Raw genomic sequence first — 17,783 nt, forward strand, 5'->3', positions numbered from 1 at the left:
GTCAGGGCCGCGTCCGGGAGAGCCTGATCGCCTCGCGGATGCTGGTCCTGGCGTCCTTGCGCCGTCCGGCGGCGTCCTGCACCACACCCAGGCGGTAACGAGCGCGCCAGTCGGCGGGCTCCGCCTCCGCGGCCGCGGCGTACTTCTCGACCTGCGGCTCGATGTCATCGCGCATCAGACGCCCGCTCGGCGTCAGCTGCTCCGGCGCGGCCGGCATCCCGCCCTCGGCGTCGAGCGTGCGCCCCAGCCGATCGGCCGCGAAGCCGAAGATCAGCTCGCGCACCAGCGCCCACGCCCCGATCGCGGAGATCAGGATCAGGGCGGTCGCCATCCCGATCGAGATCGGAGTCGCGACCCGGAGGAACATCACCGCCAGCCAGCCCGCGCTGACGACGTAGAGCAGCAGGGCCGCTGCCATCACAGCCACCCCGATCCGCGAGCTCATGCGCGGGCCCGGATGCCGATGTCGACGAGATTCTCGAGGCCGACGACCACCCCGCGCGCATCGCGCGCGTACGGAACCGCGAGCCGGATGCCGGGCGCGTAGGCGGCCGCCGAGTCGATCGTGTCGTGCACGACCGTCAGCGTCTCACCCGGACCCGACAGGATGGCCTCCTGCTTGGCGATGACGCCCGGGCGGCGCAGCGAGTGCACCGGCACCCCGGCGATCTGCTGCCCGCGCGCACGCTGGTCGACGTGCGGCGCCTGGAACGGACCCTGCGCCTCGCGCGCGGCGACCATCAGCTCGGCCGTGCGCACCGCGGTGCCGCTGGGCGAGTCGATCTTGCGATCGTGATGCGCCTCGATGATCTCCGCCGAGGGGAAGAACGGCGCCGCGGCTGCCGCCAACGCCGAGCCCAGGGCCGACCCCAGGGAGAAGTTCGGGATGAACACGGCACCGGTGTCGGCGGCATCGACCAGGGGCCGCACCAGTGCGATGCGCTCCTGCGACCATCCCGAGGTCCCGACGAGCACGTTGATGCCGCGCTCGACCGCCGCCCGCACCACGTCGATGCTCACCGCCGGAATCGACGCATCGACGACGAGGTCGGCGCCGTCCATCTCATCGAGGTCGCTCGCCGACCCGAGCACGGAGCGCACCTCGAAGCCGTCGAGCTGATCGATCACCGCGTGGATGATGCGACCGAGTGAGCCTGTACCGCCGACGAGGGCGACCTGTGTCGTCATGCTCCCAGTCTAGATTCGCCGGCCGGGAGGCTCCGCGAACGTGACCCGGCAGCTCGCCGCCGAGTCAGACGAGCGCGCCCTCGGGCAATCCGGTGCGAAGCTCCATCGGCAGGTGCCCCAGATCGTTGTGGCTCAGCAGCGTCCACGGTCTGCCCTGCTTCTGAGCGATCACGGTCAGTCCGCAGTGCGCCTGGTTGAGTGTCATCCACCGCCAGTCCGGGGCGCCGAGCACCTCGCGCACGAACCACGAGATGACGAAGTTGTGGGTGATCAGCACCTCGTGCACGTCGCCGTTGCGGCGCCGCAGGAACTCACCCACCGCGTCTGTCATCTGCGCCGATCCCGCCTCGATCTCGGCCTCGCTGACCGATCCGAAGAACGGCTCGTACACCGAGGGCACGTCGACGCTCATCCCACTGGGCACGCAGTCGAAGAGCAGAGCCGACGGCACCGGGTCGACCGAGGGCAGCCGGGCCGCGATGGTGCGTGCGGTCTCCGCCGCGCGCAGCAGCGGAGAGTGCCAGACCGAATCCAGCGGCAGCCCCGAGAGGCGATCCGCGATCAGCTCGGCCTGACGCCGCCCTCGAGGCGAGAGGGGTCCGTCGTCGACGCCGTGCTCGGCATCCTGATGTTCACCGTGTCTGACCAGATAGATGTAATGCGTCACTGCCCGCTCGCTTCAGCCCGTCCCCCTCGGAAGGGCGAACCCAGCTTAGGTCACCGCACCGACACGACGCCGAGGCGCGACGGGATGCGCACGGACTGTGCGCTCAGTCGCCGGCGCGGGTGAGCTCGGCGACCTGCGAGCGCAGCAGCGTGACCCCTGCGCCCTGCATGAGCTCCTCGACGTGCTGCGGCGCGAACGCGTTCACGATCGGAGCCACCACTGTGCGCTGCGCGAGCAGCCACGCGATCGAGACAGCCGCGACCGGTACCGAGAGCTCCGCCGCGATGCGGTCGAGCACTCGCAGCACGCGGATGCCGCGGCGGTTGAGGTTTCCCTTCATCTGCTCGCCGCGCACGCCGGCGACCGCGGACCTGCTGCGGTGCTGACCTGAGAGGAAGCCGTGCTCGAGCGCGTGCGACGGAGTGACCGCCAGGTTCTGAGCCCCGGCGACCAGGCGCAGATCGCCCTCGAATCCCCGACGACGCACGAGGTTGTAGGGCTCGTCGACGACCTCGATGCGCGGGTAGCCGGCCGAGGCGAGGATCCTCGCTTCGACGAGACGCTCCGCGGCGAAGCGGAACGCTCCCACCGAGCGGATCTTCCCCGCGTCGCGCAGCCATTCCACCGTCGCGAGGGTGTCTTCCAGCACCGAGCTGCCATCGAGTGAGGCGTCGAGGTACACCACGTCGATGCAGTCGACGGCGAGTCGCGTGAGCGACCCCTCGACCGCGCGGACGAGGTTCACCGATCCGAGACCGGGGTTGTCGGCGTGGGAGCCGATGCGCACGCTCAGACTGATCCGGTCGCGCACGCCGCGCGCACGCAGCCACTGCCCGATGATGTGCTCGCTTCGTCCGCCCGAGAAGCCGTCGGCGGTGTGCACCGCGTTGCCGCCGAATTCGACGTAGCGATCGAGGATCTGGCTGCTGGTGTGCTGGTCGATGCTCCAGCCGAACTCGGCGGCGCCGAGCATGAGGGGGAAGATCGACAGTCCGGTCTCGCCGAGAGGCACCCTGATCCCCTCGCCGACCCCGGGTCCGACCACTGGGATCGGCGCCGACGGGTGCGAGTCGAGGCCGGGCGCGGTGCTGGTCGGCGCGCCGGCCGAGCCTGCCGTGCCTGTGCCGAAGAGCTTCACATCGCCACCCCCGTAGCCACGCACCTCTGGTGCGTACTTCGAGGGTAGGCGAGCGCGGGCACGGTTCCGCTCACGACAGCGGCACGGGCGGCAGGTTCTCGTAACGGTTCGATCACATCGGATACGAAAGAACCCGGGATCGCGGCGCTGGGCGCGCGATCCCGGGTTCCCGGGTCGGGGATGCCGATCAGCCGGCATCCCCGTGGCTCACGCTTCGGCTGTCTCCGACGCGCCCTCTGCGGGTGCGTCGTCGATGACCGGCTCGAGCGACAGCTTGCCGCGGTCGTCGATCTTGGTGATGCGCACGAGCAGCTTCTGGCCGACCGAGAGGACGTCGTCGACGTTCTCGACGCGCTTGCCACCGGCGAGCTTGCGCACCTCGGTGACGTGCAGCAGGCCGTCCTTGCCGGGCAGCAGCGACACGAAGGCGCCGAAGGTGGCGATCTTCACGACGGTGCCCAGGAACTGCTCGCCGACCTCCGGGTTGGTCGGGTTGGCGATCGCGTTGACCTGAGCGCGGGCGGCCTCGGCCGACGGGCCGTCGGTCGCGCCGATGTAGACGGTGCCGTCCTCCTCGATGGAGATCTGCGCGCCGGTCTCATCCTGGATGGCGTTGATGGTCTTGCCCTTCGGCCCGATCAGCTCGCCGATCTTGTCGACCGGGATCTGCACGCTGATGACGCGCGGCGCGGTCGGCGCCATCTCGTCGGGAGCGTCGATCGCGGCGTTCAGCACGTTGAGGATCGTCAGGCGCGCGTCGCGCGCCTGGGTCAGGGCCCCTGCGAGCACCGACGACGGGATGCCGTCGAGCTTGGTGTCGAGCTGGATGGCCGTGACGAACTCGCTCGTGCCGGCGACCTTGAAGTCCATGTCGCCCAGGGCGTCCTCGGCTCCCAGGATGTCGGTGAGGGCCGCGTAGCGGGTCTCACCGTCGACCTCGTCGGACACGAGGCCCATGGCGATGCCGGCGACGGGGGCGCGCAGCGGCACACCGGCGTTCAGCAGCGACAGGGTCGATGCGCACACCGAGCCCATCGAGGTGGAGCCGTTCGAGCTCAGCGCCTCGGAGACCTGGCGGATCGCGTAGGGGAACTCCTCGCGGCTGGGCAGCACCGGCACGAGGGCGCGCTCGGCGAGGAAGCCGTGCCCGATCTCGCGACGCTTCGGCGACCCGACACGACCGGTCTCACCGGTCGAGTAGGGCGGGAAGTTGTAGTGGTGCATGTACCGCTTGCTCGTGGTGGGCGAGAGCGAGTCGATCTGCTGCTCCATCTTGAGCATGTTCAGCGTGGTGACGCCCATGATCTGGGTCTCACCGCGCTGGAAGATCGCCGAGCCGTGCACGCGCGGGATGACCTGTACCTCCGCGTCGAGCGGACGGATGTCGGCCAGGCCTCGGCCGTCGATGCGCACGCCGTCGGTGAGGATTCGTCCGCGGACGATCTTCTTGGTGACGGACTTGTACGCCGCGGAGAACTCGAGCGGGGCGGCGGCGGGCAGCTGGCCGGCCTCGGTCGCCTCGATGAGCTCGGCCTTGACGCGGTCCTTGATCGCGTCATCGGCGCTCTGGCGCTCCTGCTTGTCGGCGATCTGGTAGACACCGGTGAGCTCGTCGTAGGCGCGGCCGGCGACGAAGTCGTAGACCTCCTGGCTGTACGCCGGGAAGACCGGGTAGACGCCCGGCTCCTTCGACGCCGTGGCGGCGAGCTCCGCCTGCGCCTTGACGAGCTGGGCGATGAACGGCTTCGCGGCCTCGAGGCCCTCGGCGACGACGTCCTCGTTGGGCTTGGTGGCGCCGGCCTTGATCAGGTTCCAGCTGCCCTCGGTCGCCTCGGCCTCGACCATCATGATCGCGACGTCTTCCGAGCCGTCGGCCTTGGTGACGACGCGGCCTGCGACGATCAGGTCGAACACGGCCTCGGAGACCTGCTCGGCGGTGGGGAACGCCACCCACTGGTCGGCGTGCTCGCCGTGACCGGGGATGAACGCGAGGCGCACACCGGCGATCGGGCCGGAGAACGGCAGACCCGAGATCTGGGTCGAGGCGGAGGCAGCGTTGATCGCCAGCGCGTCGTAGTACTCGCCGGGGGCGATCGACAGCACGGTGATGACGATCTGCACCTCGTTGCGCAGGCCGTCGACGAACGACGGGCGCAGCGGGCGGTCGATCAGACGGCAGACGAGGATCGCCTCGGTGGAGGGGCGGCCCTCACGGCGGAAGAACGAGCCGGGGATCTTTCCGGCGGCGTACGAGCGCTCCTCGACATCGACCGTCAGCGGGAAGAAGTCGAAGCCCTCGCGCGGGTGCTTGCCGGCGCTGGTGGCCGACAGGAGCATGGTCTCGTCGTCGAGGTAGGCCGCGACCGAGCCCTGGGCCTGCTGGGCGAGGCGTCCGGTCTCGAAGCGGATGGTGCGGGTGCCGAAGCGGCCGTTGTCGAGAACGGCCTCGGTGGCGGTGATTTCAGGACCTTCCAAGAGGTCTCTCCTTCTTTGTTTAGGCTCGCGCGCCCGTGTGGCGCGCGAGTTATCGCGAAGGAGCGGATGCGGACAGATATAAGCGCGCGGGCATCCCGCGAATCTCGCCTGCGCTGGCCACCAGTAGAAGACCACCCGGCGCCGTGTGCGACGAGGAACCCACCACAGGGGACCAGCTTCTCAGCCGACCGCTCCGTACCGTGTTCTGTTGTGCGGCGCAGAGTGCGCCACGCCCGATCCTATCAGTCGGCGTGTCGGGGGCGGGATCCGGAGTCGTGATCGCGGTCGGATGCAGGCTTCGCCTAGGCTGACCACCATGAGCGAAGACAAGGCAGTCTCCTCCGAGGAGATGAAGCGCAAGTTCAAGGAAGCGCTCGACAAGAAGAACGCGCAGAATCGGGGCGGCGAGGCCCACCTGGACGGCGATTCCGCCGTCCATGCCACGCACGCGCCGCAGATGAAGCGCGAGTTTCGGCGCAAGAGCGGCTGAGCTGCTTGCCGGGCGGCGACGAAGGGCTGCGACGGGACCGTCGCAGCCCTTCGTCTCTCACTCCCCGGCCAGCCCGCCGAGCAGGTGCCCGAACGAGCGACCCTCGCCGAGGTAGGTCGCCGGATCGTAGGGGTCGACGACCTCGGCGGCGCCGCGCCTGACGATCGCCTCGGCGAGCTCCTTCGCCCCCTTCTCGACCCGCTTGGCCAGCGGGGCCACCTCATCGCCCGCGCCGCCCCAGTCGCTCGATGCCGCGAACACTCCGGTCGAGACCGCCTCGGCGTGCAGATAGGCGAAGAGCGGACGGATCGCGTAGTCGATCGCCAGGGAGTGCCGAGGCGTGCCGGCGTTCGCGCCGATGAGCACGGGTTTGCCGGTCAGGGCATCCGGGTCGAGGACGTCGATGAACGACTTGAAGAGGCCGGAGTAGCTGGTCGAGAAGATCGGCGTCACCGCGATCAGCGCATCCGCCGAGACGACTGTGTTGATCGCCGTCTCGAGCGCCGGAGGCGCGAAGCCGGTGAGGAGGTTGTCGGTGATGTCGTGCGCGAGGTCGCGCAGCTCGATCACGTCGACCTTCACGTCGATGTCCTGCTCATGCAGCGCCTTAGCCGTCTCCGCCGCCAGTCGGTCGGCGAGCATGCGGGTCGACGAGGGGTTCGACAGGCCGGCCGAGACGACGGCGATGCGTCGCTCGCTCATCTCAGGCTCCCTTCCGCGCGAGACCGAACGCCGCACCGGCGGGAACGGGTGCGTCCTGATATGGGGATCCGGCGGTGAGGTTGTCACCGCGGTTCGCCGACGGGCGCGCCTGGCGAGAGGGCCCGTCACCGTAGACCGCACGCACCCGTGCAGCATGCGTGGGGGCATCCGGAACCGTCTCGGGGCGATCCTTGGCGAGTTCGCGACGCAGCACCGGCACGACCTCGCCACCCAGGATGTCGAGCTGCTCCAGCACGGTCTTCAGCGGGAGACCCGCGTGATCGATGAGGAACAGCTGACGCTGGAAGTCGCCGAAGGTGTCGCGCATCGACGCGTAGCGGTCGATGACCTGCTGGGGCGATCCGACGGTCAGCGGCGTCATCTCGGTGAAGTCCTCCATGCTGGGACCGTGGCCGTAGACCGGCGCGTTGTCGAAGTAGGGGCGGAACTGCGTCACCGCGTCTTGGGAGTTCGCGGCCATGAACACCTGACCGCCGATGCCGACGATGGCCTGCTCGGGCGTGCCGTGGCCGTAGTGGGCGTACCGCTGCCGGTACAGCTCGATGAGGCGCTGGTAGTGCTCCTTCGGCCAGAAGATGTTGTTCGCGAAGAAGCCGTCGCCGTAATAGGCGGCCTGCTCGGCGATCTCGGGCGTGCGGATGGATCCGTGCCAGACGAACGGCGCCACGCCGTCGAGCGGCCGCGGGGTGGCGGTGAAGCCCTGCAGCGAGGTGCGGAACTTCCCCTCCCAGTCGACGACGTCCTCGTCCCACAGCTTGCGAAGCAGCGCGTAGTTCTCGATCGCGAGGGGCAGCCCCTGGCGGATGTCCTTTCCGAACCAGGGGTAGACCGGGCCGGTGTTGCCGCGACCGAGCATGAGGTCCATGCGTCCGTCGGTGACGTGCTGCAGCATCGCGTAGTCCTCGGCGATGCGCACGGGGTCGTTGGTGGTGATCAGCGTCGTGGAGGTCGACACGATCAGTCGCTCGGTCTGCGCGGCCACGTGGGCGAGGAAGGTGGTGGGGCTCGACGACCAGAACGGCGGGTTGTGGTGCTCGCCGATCGCGAAGACGTCGAGGCCCACCTCTTCGGCGTGCCTGGCGATCGTCGCGGTCGCCTTGATGCGCTCGGCCTCGCTCGGAGTCACCCCGGTCGTCGGGTCCTGCGTGATGTCGCTGACCGACATGATGCCGAACTGCATCGCGCTCTGCTCGTTCACTGTTCTCTCTCCGCTCCGGATGCGGGATCGCATCCGTTCTATTCACTTGAATGTACTTGGTGAAACGCCGAAGCGGTCACTTTATTCCCGCCCACCCGCAACCGCTAGCCTCATGCCATGAGCAGTGCCGAGCAGCATCCGCCCGCGACCGCCGCGGTCGCCAAGCCGCGTCGACGGGTTCCGTTCTGGGACAACGCGCGCTTCGCCTGCATCGTACTGGTCGTCATCGGGCATGGCACTCAGCGTCTGATCTACGATTCCGACGTCTCGTACGCGTTCTACCTGTGGGTGTACGCGTTCCACATGCCGGCCTTCGCGATCATCTCCGGCTACTTCTCCAAAGCGGGAAGCCCCACAAGACGTCAGATGGCTCGGGTGATCACCGACATCCTCGTTCCCTACGTGATCTTCGAGGGGCTGTGGACGCTCACGAAGTGGCTCGTCGAGGGGAAGGCCGACCCCAACCTCACGAAGCCCTCCTGGACGCTGTGGTTCCTGCTCGCCCTCGGCATCTTCCGTCTGGTGCTCCCCTATCTGGCGCTCTTGCGCTGGCCCCTCGCCTGGGCCCTGGCGATCTCGGTCGGAGTGGGGTACGTCACGAACGTCGACAGCACGTTCTCGCTGTCGCGGACGCTGGGTCTGCTGTTCTTCTTCACGCTGGGGTGGTGGCTCAGAGAGCGTGACGTGGTGCGGCGGCTGCACCTCATCGAGTTCCGCCCCTGGTGGGTGCGGGCCGTCGCGGTCGCCGTGCTCGTCGCGTGGGGGACTGCCTGCTGGCTGTGGCTGGATGTGTGGGAGACCATCGACCTCAGGCACTGGCTGTTCTACGACGACTCCTACGCCGACCTCGCCGGTGAGCAGTGGTGGGCGGGTGCCATCCGCCTCGGCCTCATTCTTCTCGCCGTGCTGCTGAGCGCATGCTTCTTCGCGCTGCTGCCGCGGCGCACCCAGCGCTGGACGACACTCGGGCAGTACACGATGTACGTGTACCTGCTCCACTCGTTCGTGCTCTACCCGTTCCGCGAATCGGGCGTGCTGCGGGGCCTGGATCCGACGTGGATCTGGCTGCCGCTGATCATCGCGCTCTCGGTCGGCATCGCCTTCGTGCTCTCGTCGAAGCCGGTGCGCTCGCTGTTCCGCCCGCTGATCGAACCGCGCCCGCGCTGGATGTTCCGCGACTCGGACCTGTCGTCGGGCGGCGACCATCGCAGCGATCCCACCGGCTCGCGGCGCAGCCGTTGAGACCCGGTCAGGCGAACAGCGCCGCCCCCACGTACGATCCGGAGGCCGCGCCCGGCGGCACCGCCCAGACGCCCGATCCGACGTGCCGGATGTACTCGACGAGGAGATCGGTCGACAGGCGCTTCTGCAGTGCGGTGAACTGAGCAGGATCCCGCTGGTACGAGAGGAAGAACAGTCCGGCATCGAGACGTCCGAGCGCGTTGTTCCCGCCGACGTAGTTGAAGCCTCGGCGCAGGATCCGCACGCCGCCGTTCGTGTCCGGGTGCGCGAGTCGCACGTGGCTGTGCACGTCGAGGCCGGCCAGCTTCGGCTTGGTCATCTCGGTGCCGCCGCTGAGCGGCGCGCCCTCGGCCTTGTCGCGCCCGAAGATCCGCTCCTGCTCGCCGAGGCGCACGCGGTCCCACGTCTCGATGAGCATCGCGATCTTGCGGGCCACGAGGTACGAACCGCCCGCCATCCATTCCGCATCCTCATCGCCCGCCCAGACGTGCGTGTCGAGCGCGTCCCGGTCGTGGGCGAGGATGTTCGCGGTGCCGTCCTTGAAGCCGAAGAGATTCCGAGGCGTCTGCTGCTGCGCACTCGTGCGAGACGTCTTCCCGAAGCCGAGCTGCGACCAGCGCAGCTTGGCGCGCCCGAAGGCGATCCTGCTGAGGTTGCGGATCGCATGCACGGCGACCTGGGGGTCGTCCGCGCAGACCTGGATGCACAGGTCGCCGTCGGATTGACCAGGATCGAGGTCGTCGCCGAGGAAGGCCGGCAGCCGTTCGAGCTTCGTCGGGCGTCTATTGCCGATGCCATACCGATCGCCGTCCTCGTTCGCGAACAGGGTAGGTCCGAACCCGAACGTGATGGTGAGGTTCGCGGCGTGCAGCCCGAGAGCCTCTCCGGTGTCGTCGGGCGGGGAGTCGGGCCCGCCGCCGATGGCGCCGGACCCGCTCACCTCGAGTCCCTGCGTGAGGCGCGACGCCGCGTAGCTCCAGTCCTGCAGCAGCTCGATCAGGTCGGTCCGGTCACTGCGGGGCATCATGTCGAATGCGGCGAAGTGCAGATGCTCCTGCACGTCGGTGGTGATGCCCGCCTGATGCTCGCCGAAGAACGGGTGGCGGTCTTCGGCATCCGCGTCCCTGCGCGGGGCGCCGAATGCGTATCCGATGCCGCCGCCGGCCAGCGCGAGCGCCGCCCCTCCTCCGGCGGCCAGGCCCAGCAGACCCCGCCGGCTCAGGCCGGCGCGGGGCTGCTCGTCGTGCTGCGGCATGCCTGCTCCCCTCAGGACAGCGTCGTGGCGGTCAGCTGCGACAGCGGCTCGGCGAGGGCGTTGATGAGATCGATGAGCTCTCGTCTGTGACCGTCGGTCAGATCGGTGAACGCGACGAAGCCGTTCTGCAGGGATCCGTGCTGAGCGAGCGCGCTCTCGAGGTCGGCGTAGCCGGTCGCTATCTCGTCGACGAGCCGCTCGCCGTCGGCGCCCTTCGACGCGGCCAGCTCCCGCACCAGCAAGAATGCCATCTTCGATCCCTCGACGTTGGCGGCGAAGTCGTAGAGGTCGGTGTGCGACCACCAGTCCTCCTCACCGGTGATCTTCCCTGTTGCGACCTCGTCGAGAAGCGCCACGGCGCCGTTCGAGATCCCCGCGATGCCCTGATCATCCACAGCGGTCGTGAAGTCGTCCGAATGCACGTAGTCGAAGAGCTCCTGCACGTCGGCGATCAGCAGATCGCCGTACTCGGCGCGCTCCTCGGGCGTCGACGGCGCCCACCCCTGCCAGGCGGGAGTCGCGCCGTCGGAGTTGAGGGCATCCGGTGCCGGCTGCCAGAGATCCTTCTCGATGCGGTGGAACCCGGTCCACTCCAGACCCTCGGCGACGGCGTCGACCTCGCGGTAGTCGATGCGCGGGTCGAGGTCGCCCAGCGCCTCGGCGACGGGCTCGATGCGCTCGTAAGAGGCGCGAGCCAGCGGGAAGAGCGCACGCGCCCGCTCGTCGTCCCCCGCCGTGTAGGCGCTCACCAGGTCGGCGACATCGGGCACGAGGGCTCCGACCTGATCTTTCACGAACGCGACGTAGAGATCGACCGCCTGCTGCTTCTGCTCGGCGTCCGGCCCGTCGATGCTCACCTTGTCGCCCGTGACAGTGAACGCGGCCTTGCCCACGCCGTCTCCGATCATCCCGGGCTTGCACACGGTGTAGTAGTCGCCGGGCTGCGCGACGACCGTGAGGGTGCGCGACGCCGCCGGAGCGATGTTCTCGACCTCGCCGACGATGCGCAGGCCGTCGTCGGCCAGAAGGTAGAACTCGGTGACCTGGTCGCCGGCGTTGGTCACCTCGAATGTCAGCGTGCCGCTCGTGGCCGTGCCCGTCGAGACGTCGCATGCGCTGTCGGTCGAGGACACGGTGAACGATGCCGCGGGGTCGGCGGACTGCTTTGCGACGCAGCCGCTCAGGGCCGTCACGGCGATGGCGCCGAGTGCGAGGACGCTCAGCGTTCGGGGTGCGTGGGTCATGCTGCTCCAGAAGAGTGGGTCACGAGGTCTTCGCGGCGCACCGCGGGCGCGGATGCGGGACTCGAAGCGGGCTGAGGGGCGCGGGAGCGTGCCAGCCCGCGAACGAAGAGAGTGCCGACGACCGCCATGTACAGCGCCCACGCGATCACCTGCAGCCAGGTCATGCGCGGCATGAAGCCGATCGTCGCCTGAAGGACGGTCGCCCAGGCACCGCCTGGGGCGATCACGGCGGTGACGTCGAAGGCCCACCCGAAGGGGAAGCCTGCGAGGCCGGTGAGCACTGTTCCGGTCAGCGCATCCGTGGGCGCGGCGGCGGTGAAGGGACCGCCGAGCACGCCGGCCTCCTGCAGATCCATCACGGCGTAGGCGAGCACACCCGCCGCGACGACGACGAGGAAGCCGCCCGTCCAGGCGAAGAACCGCCTGAGGTCGAGCTGCACGGCGCCGCGTGCGAGCAGCCAGCCGACGATCACGGCGAGAAGCAGACCGAGCAGCGCACCGAGCAGCGACTGCGGCGCGTTGCCGAAGGACTGCACCATCGACCACAGCAGCAGCGTGGTCTCGATCCCCTCGCGGGCCACCGAGACGAATCCCACGGCGATCAGCGCCCACAGGCTCCCGTGCGCGAGAGCGCGATCCACACCGCCCTGCAGGTTCGATTTCATCGTGCGGCCGGCCTTCTGCATCCAGAAGATCATCCAGGTGACCATGCCCACCGCCACCAGCGAGAGCGAGCCGCCGATGATCTCCTGGGCCTCGGTGGTGAGAGCGTACGCACCGAAGGTGAGGACGGCGCCGATGCCGAGCGCGAGGGCGATGGCGAGACCGATGCCGATCCACATGCGCCCCAGCACGTCCGCCCGGCCGAGCCGGCGGATGTATGCGACCAGGATGCCTACGACGAGGGCGGCTTCGAGGCCTTCGCGGAGACCGATGAGGAGCGCTGCGAACACGGGATTCGATTCTGCCGAGGGATCGGTAAGGGGTGCCTTACCTAAGCAACTTTAGCACCCGGTTCCCTGCGCCCCCGCGCGTCGACCGGTAAGAGAAGGCAACATTCGTGCGGATCGCCGGACCTGGTCCTACCGTCGACGCATGACCGATCTCACCCTCCCCATCCTCGACCTGTCTCAGCTCGACGCCGGCCCAGAGGCGGCCGCGCGGTTCCGCGCGGACCTGCGCGCCGCGACGCGGGACGTGGGCTTCTTCTACCTCACGGGCACGGGCATCCCCACCGATCTCGAACAGCGGCTGCACCGCGCCGCAAGGGATTTCTTCGCGCTTCCCGAAGAGGACAAGCTCGCCATCGAGAACGTGAAAAGCCCGCACTTCCGGGGGTACACGCGCATCGGCGGGGAGCGGACGAAGGGAGCCATCGACTGGCGCGAGCAGATCGACATCGGTCCGGAACGGGACGCTGTCGAGGGCGGTCCTGCATTCAACCGCCTCGTCGGCCCGAACCTCTGGCCCGAGGCCCAGCCGGAGCTGCGCGCCGTCGTCGCCGAGTGGCACGCCGCTCTCTCCGGCATCGCGCGGAGGCTGCTGCGCGCGTGGGCACTCACCCTGGGCGCCGAGGAGTCGTACTTCGACGACCACTTCGGTGAGCCGTCGACGCTCATCAAGATCGTCCGGTACCCGGGCACGATCGAGCCCGAGCCACAGCAGGGCGTCGGCGCCCACAAGGACAGCGGCGTGCTGACCCTGCTCTGGGTGGAGCCCGGCCGCGGCGGACTGCAGGTCGAGCGCGGCGGCGAGTGGGTGGACGCCCCACCCGTCGATGGTGCCTTCGTGGTGAACATCGGCGAGCTTCTCGAGTACGCGACGAACGGGTACCTCAGAGCGACCAACCACCGGGTCGTCTCGCCCCGCGCGCCGCACGACCGGCTGTCGATCCCGTTCTTCTTCAATCCGGCGCTAGACACGAAGCTGCCGCTGATCGAGCTCCCGGCCGACCTCGCCGCGCACGCGCGCGGCGTGACCCGCGACCCGGGGAACCCGATCCACAGCCTCTACGGCGAGAACGCGCTGAAGTCGCGCCTGCGAGCGCATCCCGACGTCGCGGCCATCCATCACCCCGACCTCGTCGGGGCAGCCTCCTAGCCCGCCTCGGCAGGGCCAGGCTGGCCGGGCCGGTCCGGTTCGCGAGGCTGACCGGGTCGGGCCGGTTCGCGAGGTTGGCCGGACTGATCCGACTGGGCCGGAGCCGAGCCGAACTCGACGATCGCTCGCAGCGCATCGAGGTGCGCCTGGAACGCGTGCCGACCCTCGGCCGTACCGGCCACCCAGGTGCGCGGGCGACTGCCTGCCCGTCCCCGCCTGACCCGCACGTAGCGCACCGTCTCCAGCGCCGAGATCGCCTTACTCAAAGCCGAGTCCGACACCTGCAGGATGCTGCCGAGCGTGGCGAAGTCGAGTTCGAGGTCGTCGCCGAGCGCAGCCATGAGAGAGAAGCGGATGGGGCTTGCGAAGCTGTCGTCGAGTCGCAGTCGCGGGTGCTGCCCAGCCGGCCGTTCAGGCATGCGGCTGCTCCAGGGCCGCGCCGAGCGCGAAGGCCGCTGTGACCACCGCGCCTGCTGCGCACGCCGCCGCCGCAAGCGGAAGCGTGGTGAACTGGGCCGTCAGCGCCAGTGCCACGAGAATCGCCCCGCCGCTCGCCAGGCAGTTCCAGTGGAAGGCGCCCCAGGCCGCGGCGGTGCGGGAGCCGTCGGCGCCCATCGCAGAGAAGAGCCACGCCACGAGGGCCAGCATCACGACGAGGCTGGCGATGTGAGCGACGATAGCTGATGGCGTGGCGACGCACGCGATCATGATGCCCATCGCCAGGCCGATGCACATCGTCTCGATCCGAGTTGCACGGTCGAAGGGGATGCGCTGCCGCGACCCCCGCTCGGACGGGGCCCGTCGACCCTCGTCGACCGCGAGGATGCCGAAGAGCACGAGTGCGAGTGCAGCGGGGGCGAGGCCCCGTGTCGATCGATCATCGCCTCGCGCCGCCGCGCGACACGCGCGGACTCGTCGAGATACGCGCGGGCGACATCACCCGACGGCGGGTCGTAGGGCTGAAGGCCGGGTTCCGCTCGGTGCTCCACGGCGCTCCTCGCTTTCCATCTGGAAACTGTTAACTTTCCTACCGGAAAGTGACCGAGGTGGCAAGCGCGGCGGGAATGACGAGAGCCGCCCACACCGTGGGCGGCTCTCCAAGAATGTTCTGCGCGATTGAACGCTGGTCGATTACCGGCGCAGACCGAGACGCTCGATGAGCGAGCGGTAACGGTTGATGTCGACATCCTGCAGGTAACCCAGCAGGCGACGGCGCTGACCGACGAGCAGGAACAGGCCACGGCGCGAGTGGTGGTCGTGCTTGTGTGCCTTGAGGTGCTCGGTGAGGTCCTTGATGCGCTGCGTCAGCATTGCGACCTGCACCTCGGGGGATCCGGTGTCACCGGGGTGCGTCGCGTACTCTTCGATGATCGCCTTCTTGACGTCTGCTTCCAGTGCCATAGATTCGATCCCCTCTCTGCTTGTTGCGCGGTGCCCGACGCCGAATGCGTGGGCTCTCTTTATCCGCGGCCGATCAAACGGCAACCTCGACAGCCTACCAGCATTCAGCAGGGCGGATGCGCGCCGGTAGCCTCGTCGGGTGCAGTTCTCCCGCTCCCACCTGATCGATCTCAGCCCGCTGAGATCCAGCCCGGCCTTCGCCCGCATGTGGATCGGCTCTGCACTCGCCGGGATCGGCGGCCAGCTCACGATCGTGACCGTCATGCTGCATGTGTTCGAGCTGACCGGCAGCACATTCGCCGTCTCCATGATCGCGGTCGCCGGCCTGGTGCCGATGATCCTCGCCGGACTCTACGGCGGAATGCTCGCCGACGCCTTCGACCGTCGACGTGTGGCCCTCATCGCCGCGTCCGTCGCGTTCGCGGCCACGGCGCTGCTCACCGCGCTGACATGGACGGGCACCGAGACGATCTGGTGGCTGTACGGCCTCAGCATGGTCATCGCCGCAGCCAACTCGGTGGGCATGGCGACCCGCACCGCGATCGTGCCGCGACTGATCCCACTGAATCAGCTCGCCGCGGCGTCGGCGCTGAACGGCGTCGCCTTCGGCTTGACGGTGATGGTCGGGCCCGCTGTGGCGGGCGTGCTGGTCGCCCTCACCGGGTTCGGATGGACGTACACGATCGACGTGGTCCTGATGCTGTGCATGTTCCTCGGACTGTGGACACTGCCCGCCCTGCTGCCCGAGGGCACGATCGTGCGGCCGGGGCTGGCATCCCTCGTCGACGGCTGGCGCTTCCTGCGTCGGGCGGGCAACATCCGCGCGCAGTACCTGCTCGACATCGCTGCGATGACCTTCGGCAACCCTCTCGCGCTCTACCCCGCCCTCGGCACGGTGCTGCTCGGCGGGGGCGCCGTGACGACCGGACTGCTGACCGCGTCGGTGGCAGTGGGGACATTCGCGTCGAGCCTGTTCTCGGGCAGGATCGTGCAATACCGCTGGCACGGAGTCGGCATCGCCAGGGCGGTGCAGGCCTACGGCGCCACGATCGCGATGTTCGGTGCCGTCCTGCTCATCGGAGCATTCCTGCCCACGGCATCCGAGCACTCCCCCGATGTGCCGCTCATCGTCCTGGCGTGCATCGCGCTCGCCCTCTCGGGAGCCGCCGACAACATCAGCTCCATCTATCGCAACACGATGATGCAGGCCGCGGTGCCGGACGCCATGCGCGGACGTCTGCAGGGCGTCTTCATCATCGTCGTCGCCGGCGGGCCGCGACTCGGGGCGCTGTACGCCGGCACGCTGGCGACGCTCACCGCGCTGTGGTTTCCGCCGCTGCTGGGCGGGATGCTGGTGATCGGCCTCGCCCTCACGATCGCTCGGCTCACACCGCGCTTCCGCGCCTACGATGCACTGAGCCCGGAGGCCTGAACCGCTCGTGGCGGCTCGACCCCCGGGCTCGGGATGCCGTCGCGATCAGGCCTGCAGGCTGCCCTGCAGGTCGAGGTTGATCGTGATGTCCTTGCCGACGAGCACGCCACCGGTCTCGAGAGCGGCGTTCCAGGTCAGACCGAAGTCCTCCCGGTTGATCACCGTCGTGGCCGAGGCCCCGGCCTTGTAGTTGCCCCACGGGTCGGTGCCGAAGCCACCGAAGTCGAACTCGAAGCTCACCGGCTTCGTGACCCCGCGGATGGTGAGGTCACCGTCGACGAAGAAGTCGCCGTCCTCGACGCGCGCTCCGGTGGAGACGAACTCCATGGTCGGGAAGTTCTCGACGTCGAAGAAGTCCGCCGAACGCAAGTGGTTGTCGCGACCCTCGTCCTTGGTGTCGACGGACGCGACGTCGACGCTCGCCTCGACCGTGGCATCGAGCGGGTTCTCAGGTGCGGTGAGCGTGGCGTTCTTGATGCCGAAGGAGCCGCGCACCTTCGAGATCATCATGTGACGCACGCTGAAGGTGACCTCGCTGTGGCTCGGGTCCAGGACCCAGGTGCCGGGACGATAGCCGGGGATCTCGATCGACATGTGTGTGTTCTCCTTGATGGTCATACGTGCGCTGTCGCGCCGTACCGAGGATAACTTACATTCACATGCATATATTCCCGTGATGTCGGATCGATGTGAGAACCCCCGCCCACTGAGGTGGACGGGGGTTCCCTGGATACGGATCCGCTCAGCCGACCGCGACGAGGTCGATGATGAAGATGAGGGTCTTGCCGGAGAGGAAGTGTCCGGATCCAGCCGCGCCATAGGCGAGGTGCGGCGGGATGACGAGCTCACGGCGTCCGCCGACCTTCATCCCGGGGATGCCGTCCTGCCAACCCTGGATCAGGCCGCGCAGCGGAAACTGGATGGTCTCGCCTCGGCCCCACGACGAGTCGAACTCCTCACCGGAGTCGTACTCGACACCGGCGTAGTGCACGGTGACGGTGTCGCCGGGCTTTGCCTCGGCGCCGTCGCCCTCGACGATGTCGCGGATGACGAGCTCTGCGGGGGCGGGTCCGGTGGGTGCGTCGAACTCAGGCTTCGTGCGTTCAGTCATGGCTCCATCCAACCCCGGCGCGCGTGCCCCGGTCAATGCGAGACATCCGCTGAGCGCGTAACCGTGACCTGGCCCTTCCCTGTGGCGATCCGCGCAGGGTCTTGACTTCGCCGGGTGCG

Annotated in this window: 19 protein-coding genes; 4 read left to right on the forward strand and 15 right to left on the reverse strand. The window is 68.7% G+C overall.

The window, feature by feature from the left end:
- Position 1: 1 nt before the first annotated feature.
- The 5 genes from PGB26_RS12080 to PGB26_RS12100 form a co-directional block, all read right to left on the reverse strand.
- Positions 2-445, reverse strand: coding sequence for a hypothetical protein (locus tag PGB26_RS12080; protein WP_271637872.1), 444 nt, complete (start codon positions 443-445; stop codon positions 2-4).
- Entirely contained in the window at positions 442-1,188 is a 747-nt protein-coding gene (gene dapB / locus PGB26_RS12085; RefSeq protein WP_271637873.1) for a 4-hydroxy-tetrahydrodipicolinate reductase, read from the reverse strand. The genes PGB26_RS12080 and dapB overlap by 4 nt, the downstream gene beginning before the upstream one ends.
- A gap of 64 nt (positions 1,189-1,252) precedes the next feature.
- Complete coding sequence (locus PGB26_RS12090; protein WP_271637874.1) at positions 1,253-1,855, reverse strand: histidine phosphatase family protein; 603 nt, start codon at positions 1,853-1,855, stop codon at positions 1,253-1,255.
- A gap of 103 nt (positions 1,856-1,958) precedes the next feature.
- Positions 1,959-3,017, reverse strand: a complete 1,059-nt coding sequence (locus PGB26_RS12095; RefSeq protein ID WP_271637875.1) for an aldo/keto reductase — start codon at positions 3,015-3,017, stop codon at positions 1,959-1,961.
- A gap of 183 nt (positions 3,018-3,200) precedes the next feature.
- Positions 3,201-5,468: a polyribonucleotide nucleotidyltransferase gene (locus PGB26_RS12100; RefSeq protein WP_271637876.1), complete on the reverse strand. Its 2,268-nt coding sequence runs from the start codon at positions 5,466-5,468 to the stop codon at positions 3,201-3,203.
- A 316-nt stretch (positions 5,469-5,784) separates the two neighbouring features.
- Between PGB26_RS12100 and PGB26_RS12105 the strand changes: the two genes are divergently transcribed.
- Positions 5,785-5,958 carry a DUF5302 domain-containing protein gene (locus PGB26_RS12105; RefSeq protein ID WP_099194908.1) on the forward strand — a complete coding sequence of 58 codons (174 nt, stop codon included), beginning with the start codon at positions 5,785-5,787 and terminating at the stop codon, positions 5,956-5,958.
- Between the two features lie 57 nt (positions 5,959-6,015).
- Here PGB26_RS12105 and PGB26_RS12110 read toward each other — a convergent pair whose 3' ends face one another.
- On the reverse strand, positions 6,016-6,660 hold the full coding sequence (locus tag PGB26_RS12110) for an FMN reductase (protein ID WP_271637877.1): 645 nt from the start codon (positions 6,658-6,660) through the stop codon (positions 6,016-6,018).
- Position 6,661: 1 nt separating this feature from the next.
- Entirely contained in the window at positions 6,662-7,861 is a 1,200-nt protein-coding gene (locus tag PGB26_RS12115; protein ID WP_333909443.1) for an LLM class flavin-dependent oxidoreductase, read from the reverse strand.
- A gap of 135 nt (positions 7,862-7,996) precedes the next feature.
- On the opposite strand from PGB26_RS12115, the gene PGB26_RS12120 reads away from it, so the two are divergent.
- Positions 7,997-9,121, forward strand: coding sequence for an acyltransferase family protein (locus PGB26_RS12120; RefSeq protein ID WP_271637879.1), 1,125 nt, complete (start codon positions 7,997-7,999; stop codon positions 9,119-9,121).
- Positions 9,122-9,128: 7 nt separating this feature from the next.
- Here the strand turns inward: PGB26_RS12120 and efeB are convergent, their stop codons facing one another.
- From efeB to efeU, 3 genes are read right to left on the reverse strand one after another with little or no spacing between them, the layout of a single operon-like run.
- Complete coding sequence (gene efeB / locus PGB26_RS12125) at positions 9,129-10,376, reverse strand: iron uptake transporter deferrochelatase/peroxidase subunit (protein ID WP_271637880.1); 1,248 nt, start codon at positions 10,374-10,376, stop codon at positions 9,129-9,131.
- 11 nt (positions 10,377-10,387) lie between these two features.
- On the reverse strand, positions 10,388-11,620 hold the full coding sequence (gene efeO, locus PGB26_RS12130; protein WP_271637881.1) for an iron uptake system protein EfeO: 1,233 nt from the start codon (positions 11,618-11,620) through the stop codon (positions 10,388-10,390).
- Complete coding sequence (efeU, locus tag PGB26_RS12135; protein ID WP_271637882.1) at positions 11,617-12,573, reverse strand: iron uptake transporter permease EfeU; 957 nt, start codon at positions 12,571-12,573, stop codon at positions 11,617-11,619. Before efeU ends, efeO begins: the two co-directional genes overlap by 4 nt.
- 142 nt (positions 12,574-12,715) lie before the next feature.
- Between efeU and PGB26_RS12140 the strand changes: the two genes are divergently transcribed.
- Positions 12,716-13,720: an isopenicillin N synthase family dioxygenase gene (locus PGB26_RS12140; RefSeq protein ID WP_271637884.1), complete on the forward strand. Its 1,005-nt coding sequence runs from the start codon at positions 12,716-12,718 to the stop codon at positions 13,718-13,720.
- Here the strand turns inward: PGB26_RS12140 and PGB26_RS12145 are convergent.
- The 3 genes from PGB26_RS12145 to rpsO form a co-directional block, all read right to left on the reverse strand.
- Positions 13,717-14,139, reverse strand: coding sequence for a transcriptional regulator (locus tag PGB26_RS12145; RefSeq protein ID WP_333909425.1), 423 nt, complete (start codon positions 14,137-14,139; stop codon positions 13,717-13,719). The two genes, PGB26_RS12140 and PGB26_RS12145, sit on opposite strands and share 4 nt — an antisense overlap.
- Positions 14,132-14,557, reverse strand: coding sequence for a hypothetical protein (locus PGB26_RS12150; protein ID WP_271637886.1), 426 nt, complete (start codon positions 14,555-14,557; stop codon positions 14,132-14,134). The genes PGB26_RS12145 and PGB26_RS12150 overlap by 8 nt, the downstream gene beginning before the upstream one ends.
- 294 nt (positions 14,558-14,851) lie before the next feature.
- Complete coding sequence (gene rpsO, locus PGB26_RS12155; protein ID WP_071642334.1) at positions 14,852-15,121, reverse strand: 30S ribosomal protein S15; 270 nt, start codon at positions 15,119-15,121, stop codon at positions 14,852-14,854.
- A gap of 205 nt (positions 15,122-15,326) precedes the next feature.
- On the opposite strand from rpsO, the gene PGB26_RS12160 reads away from it, so the two are divergent.
- On the forward strand, positions 15,327-16,553 hold the full coding sequence (locus PGB26_RS12160) for an MFS transporter (protein ID WP_271639660.1): 1,227 nt from the start codon (positions 15,327-15,329) through the stop codon (positions 16,551-16,553).
- Between the two features lie 45 nt (positions 16,554-16,598).
- On the opposite strand, the gene PGB26_RS12165 is transcribed toward PGB26_RS12160, so the two are convergent.
- Positions 16,599-17,147 carry a YceI family protein gene (locus PGB26_RS12165; RefSeq protein ID WP_271637889.1) on the reverse strand — a complete coding sequence of 183 codons (549 nt, stop codon included), beginning with the start codon at positions 17,145-17,147 and terminating at the stop codon, positions 16,599-16,601.
- Positions 17,148-17,295: 148 nt separating this feature from the next.
- Positions 17,296-17,664 (reverse strand): FKBP-type peptidyl-prolyl cis-trans isomerase, encoded by a 369-nt coding sequence (locus tag PGB26_RS12170; protein WP_271637890.1) that lies wholly within the window; start codon positions 17,662-17,664, stop codon positions 17,296-17,298.
- Positions 17,665-17,783 lie beyond the last annotated feature (119 nt).

Origin of the sequence: Microbacterium sp. nov. GSS16 (genome assembly GCF_028198145.1) — a bacterium.
GTDB lineage: Bacteria > Actinomycetota > Actinomycetes > Actinomycetales > Microbacteriaceae > Microbacterium.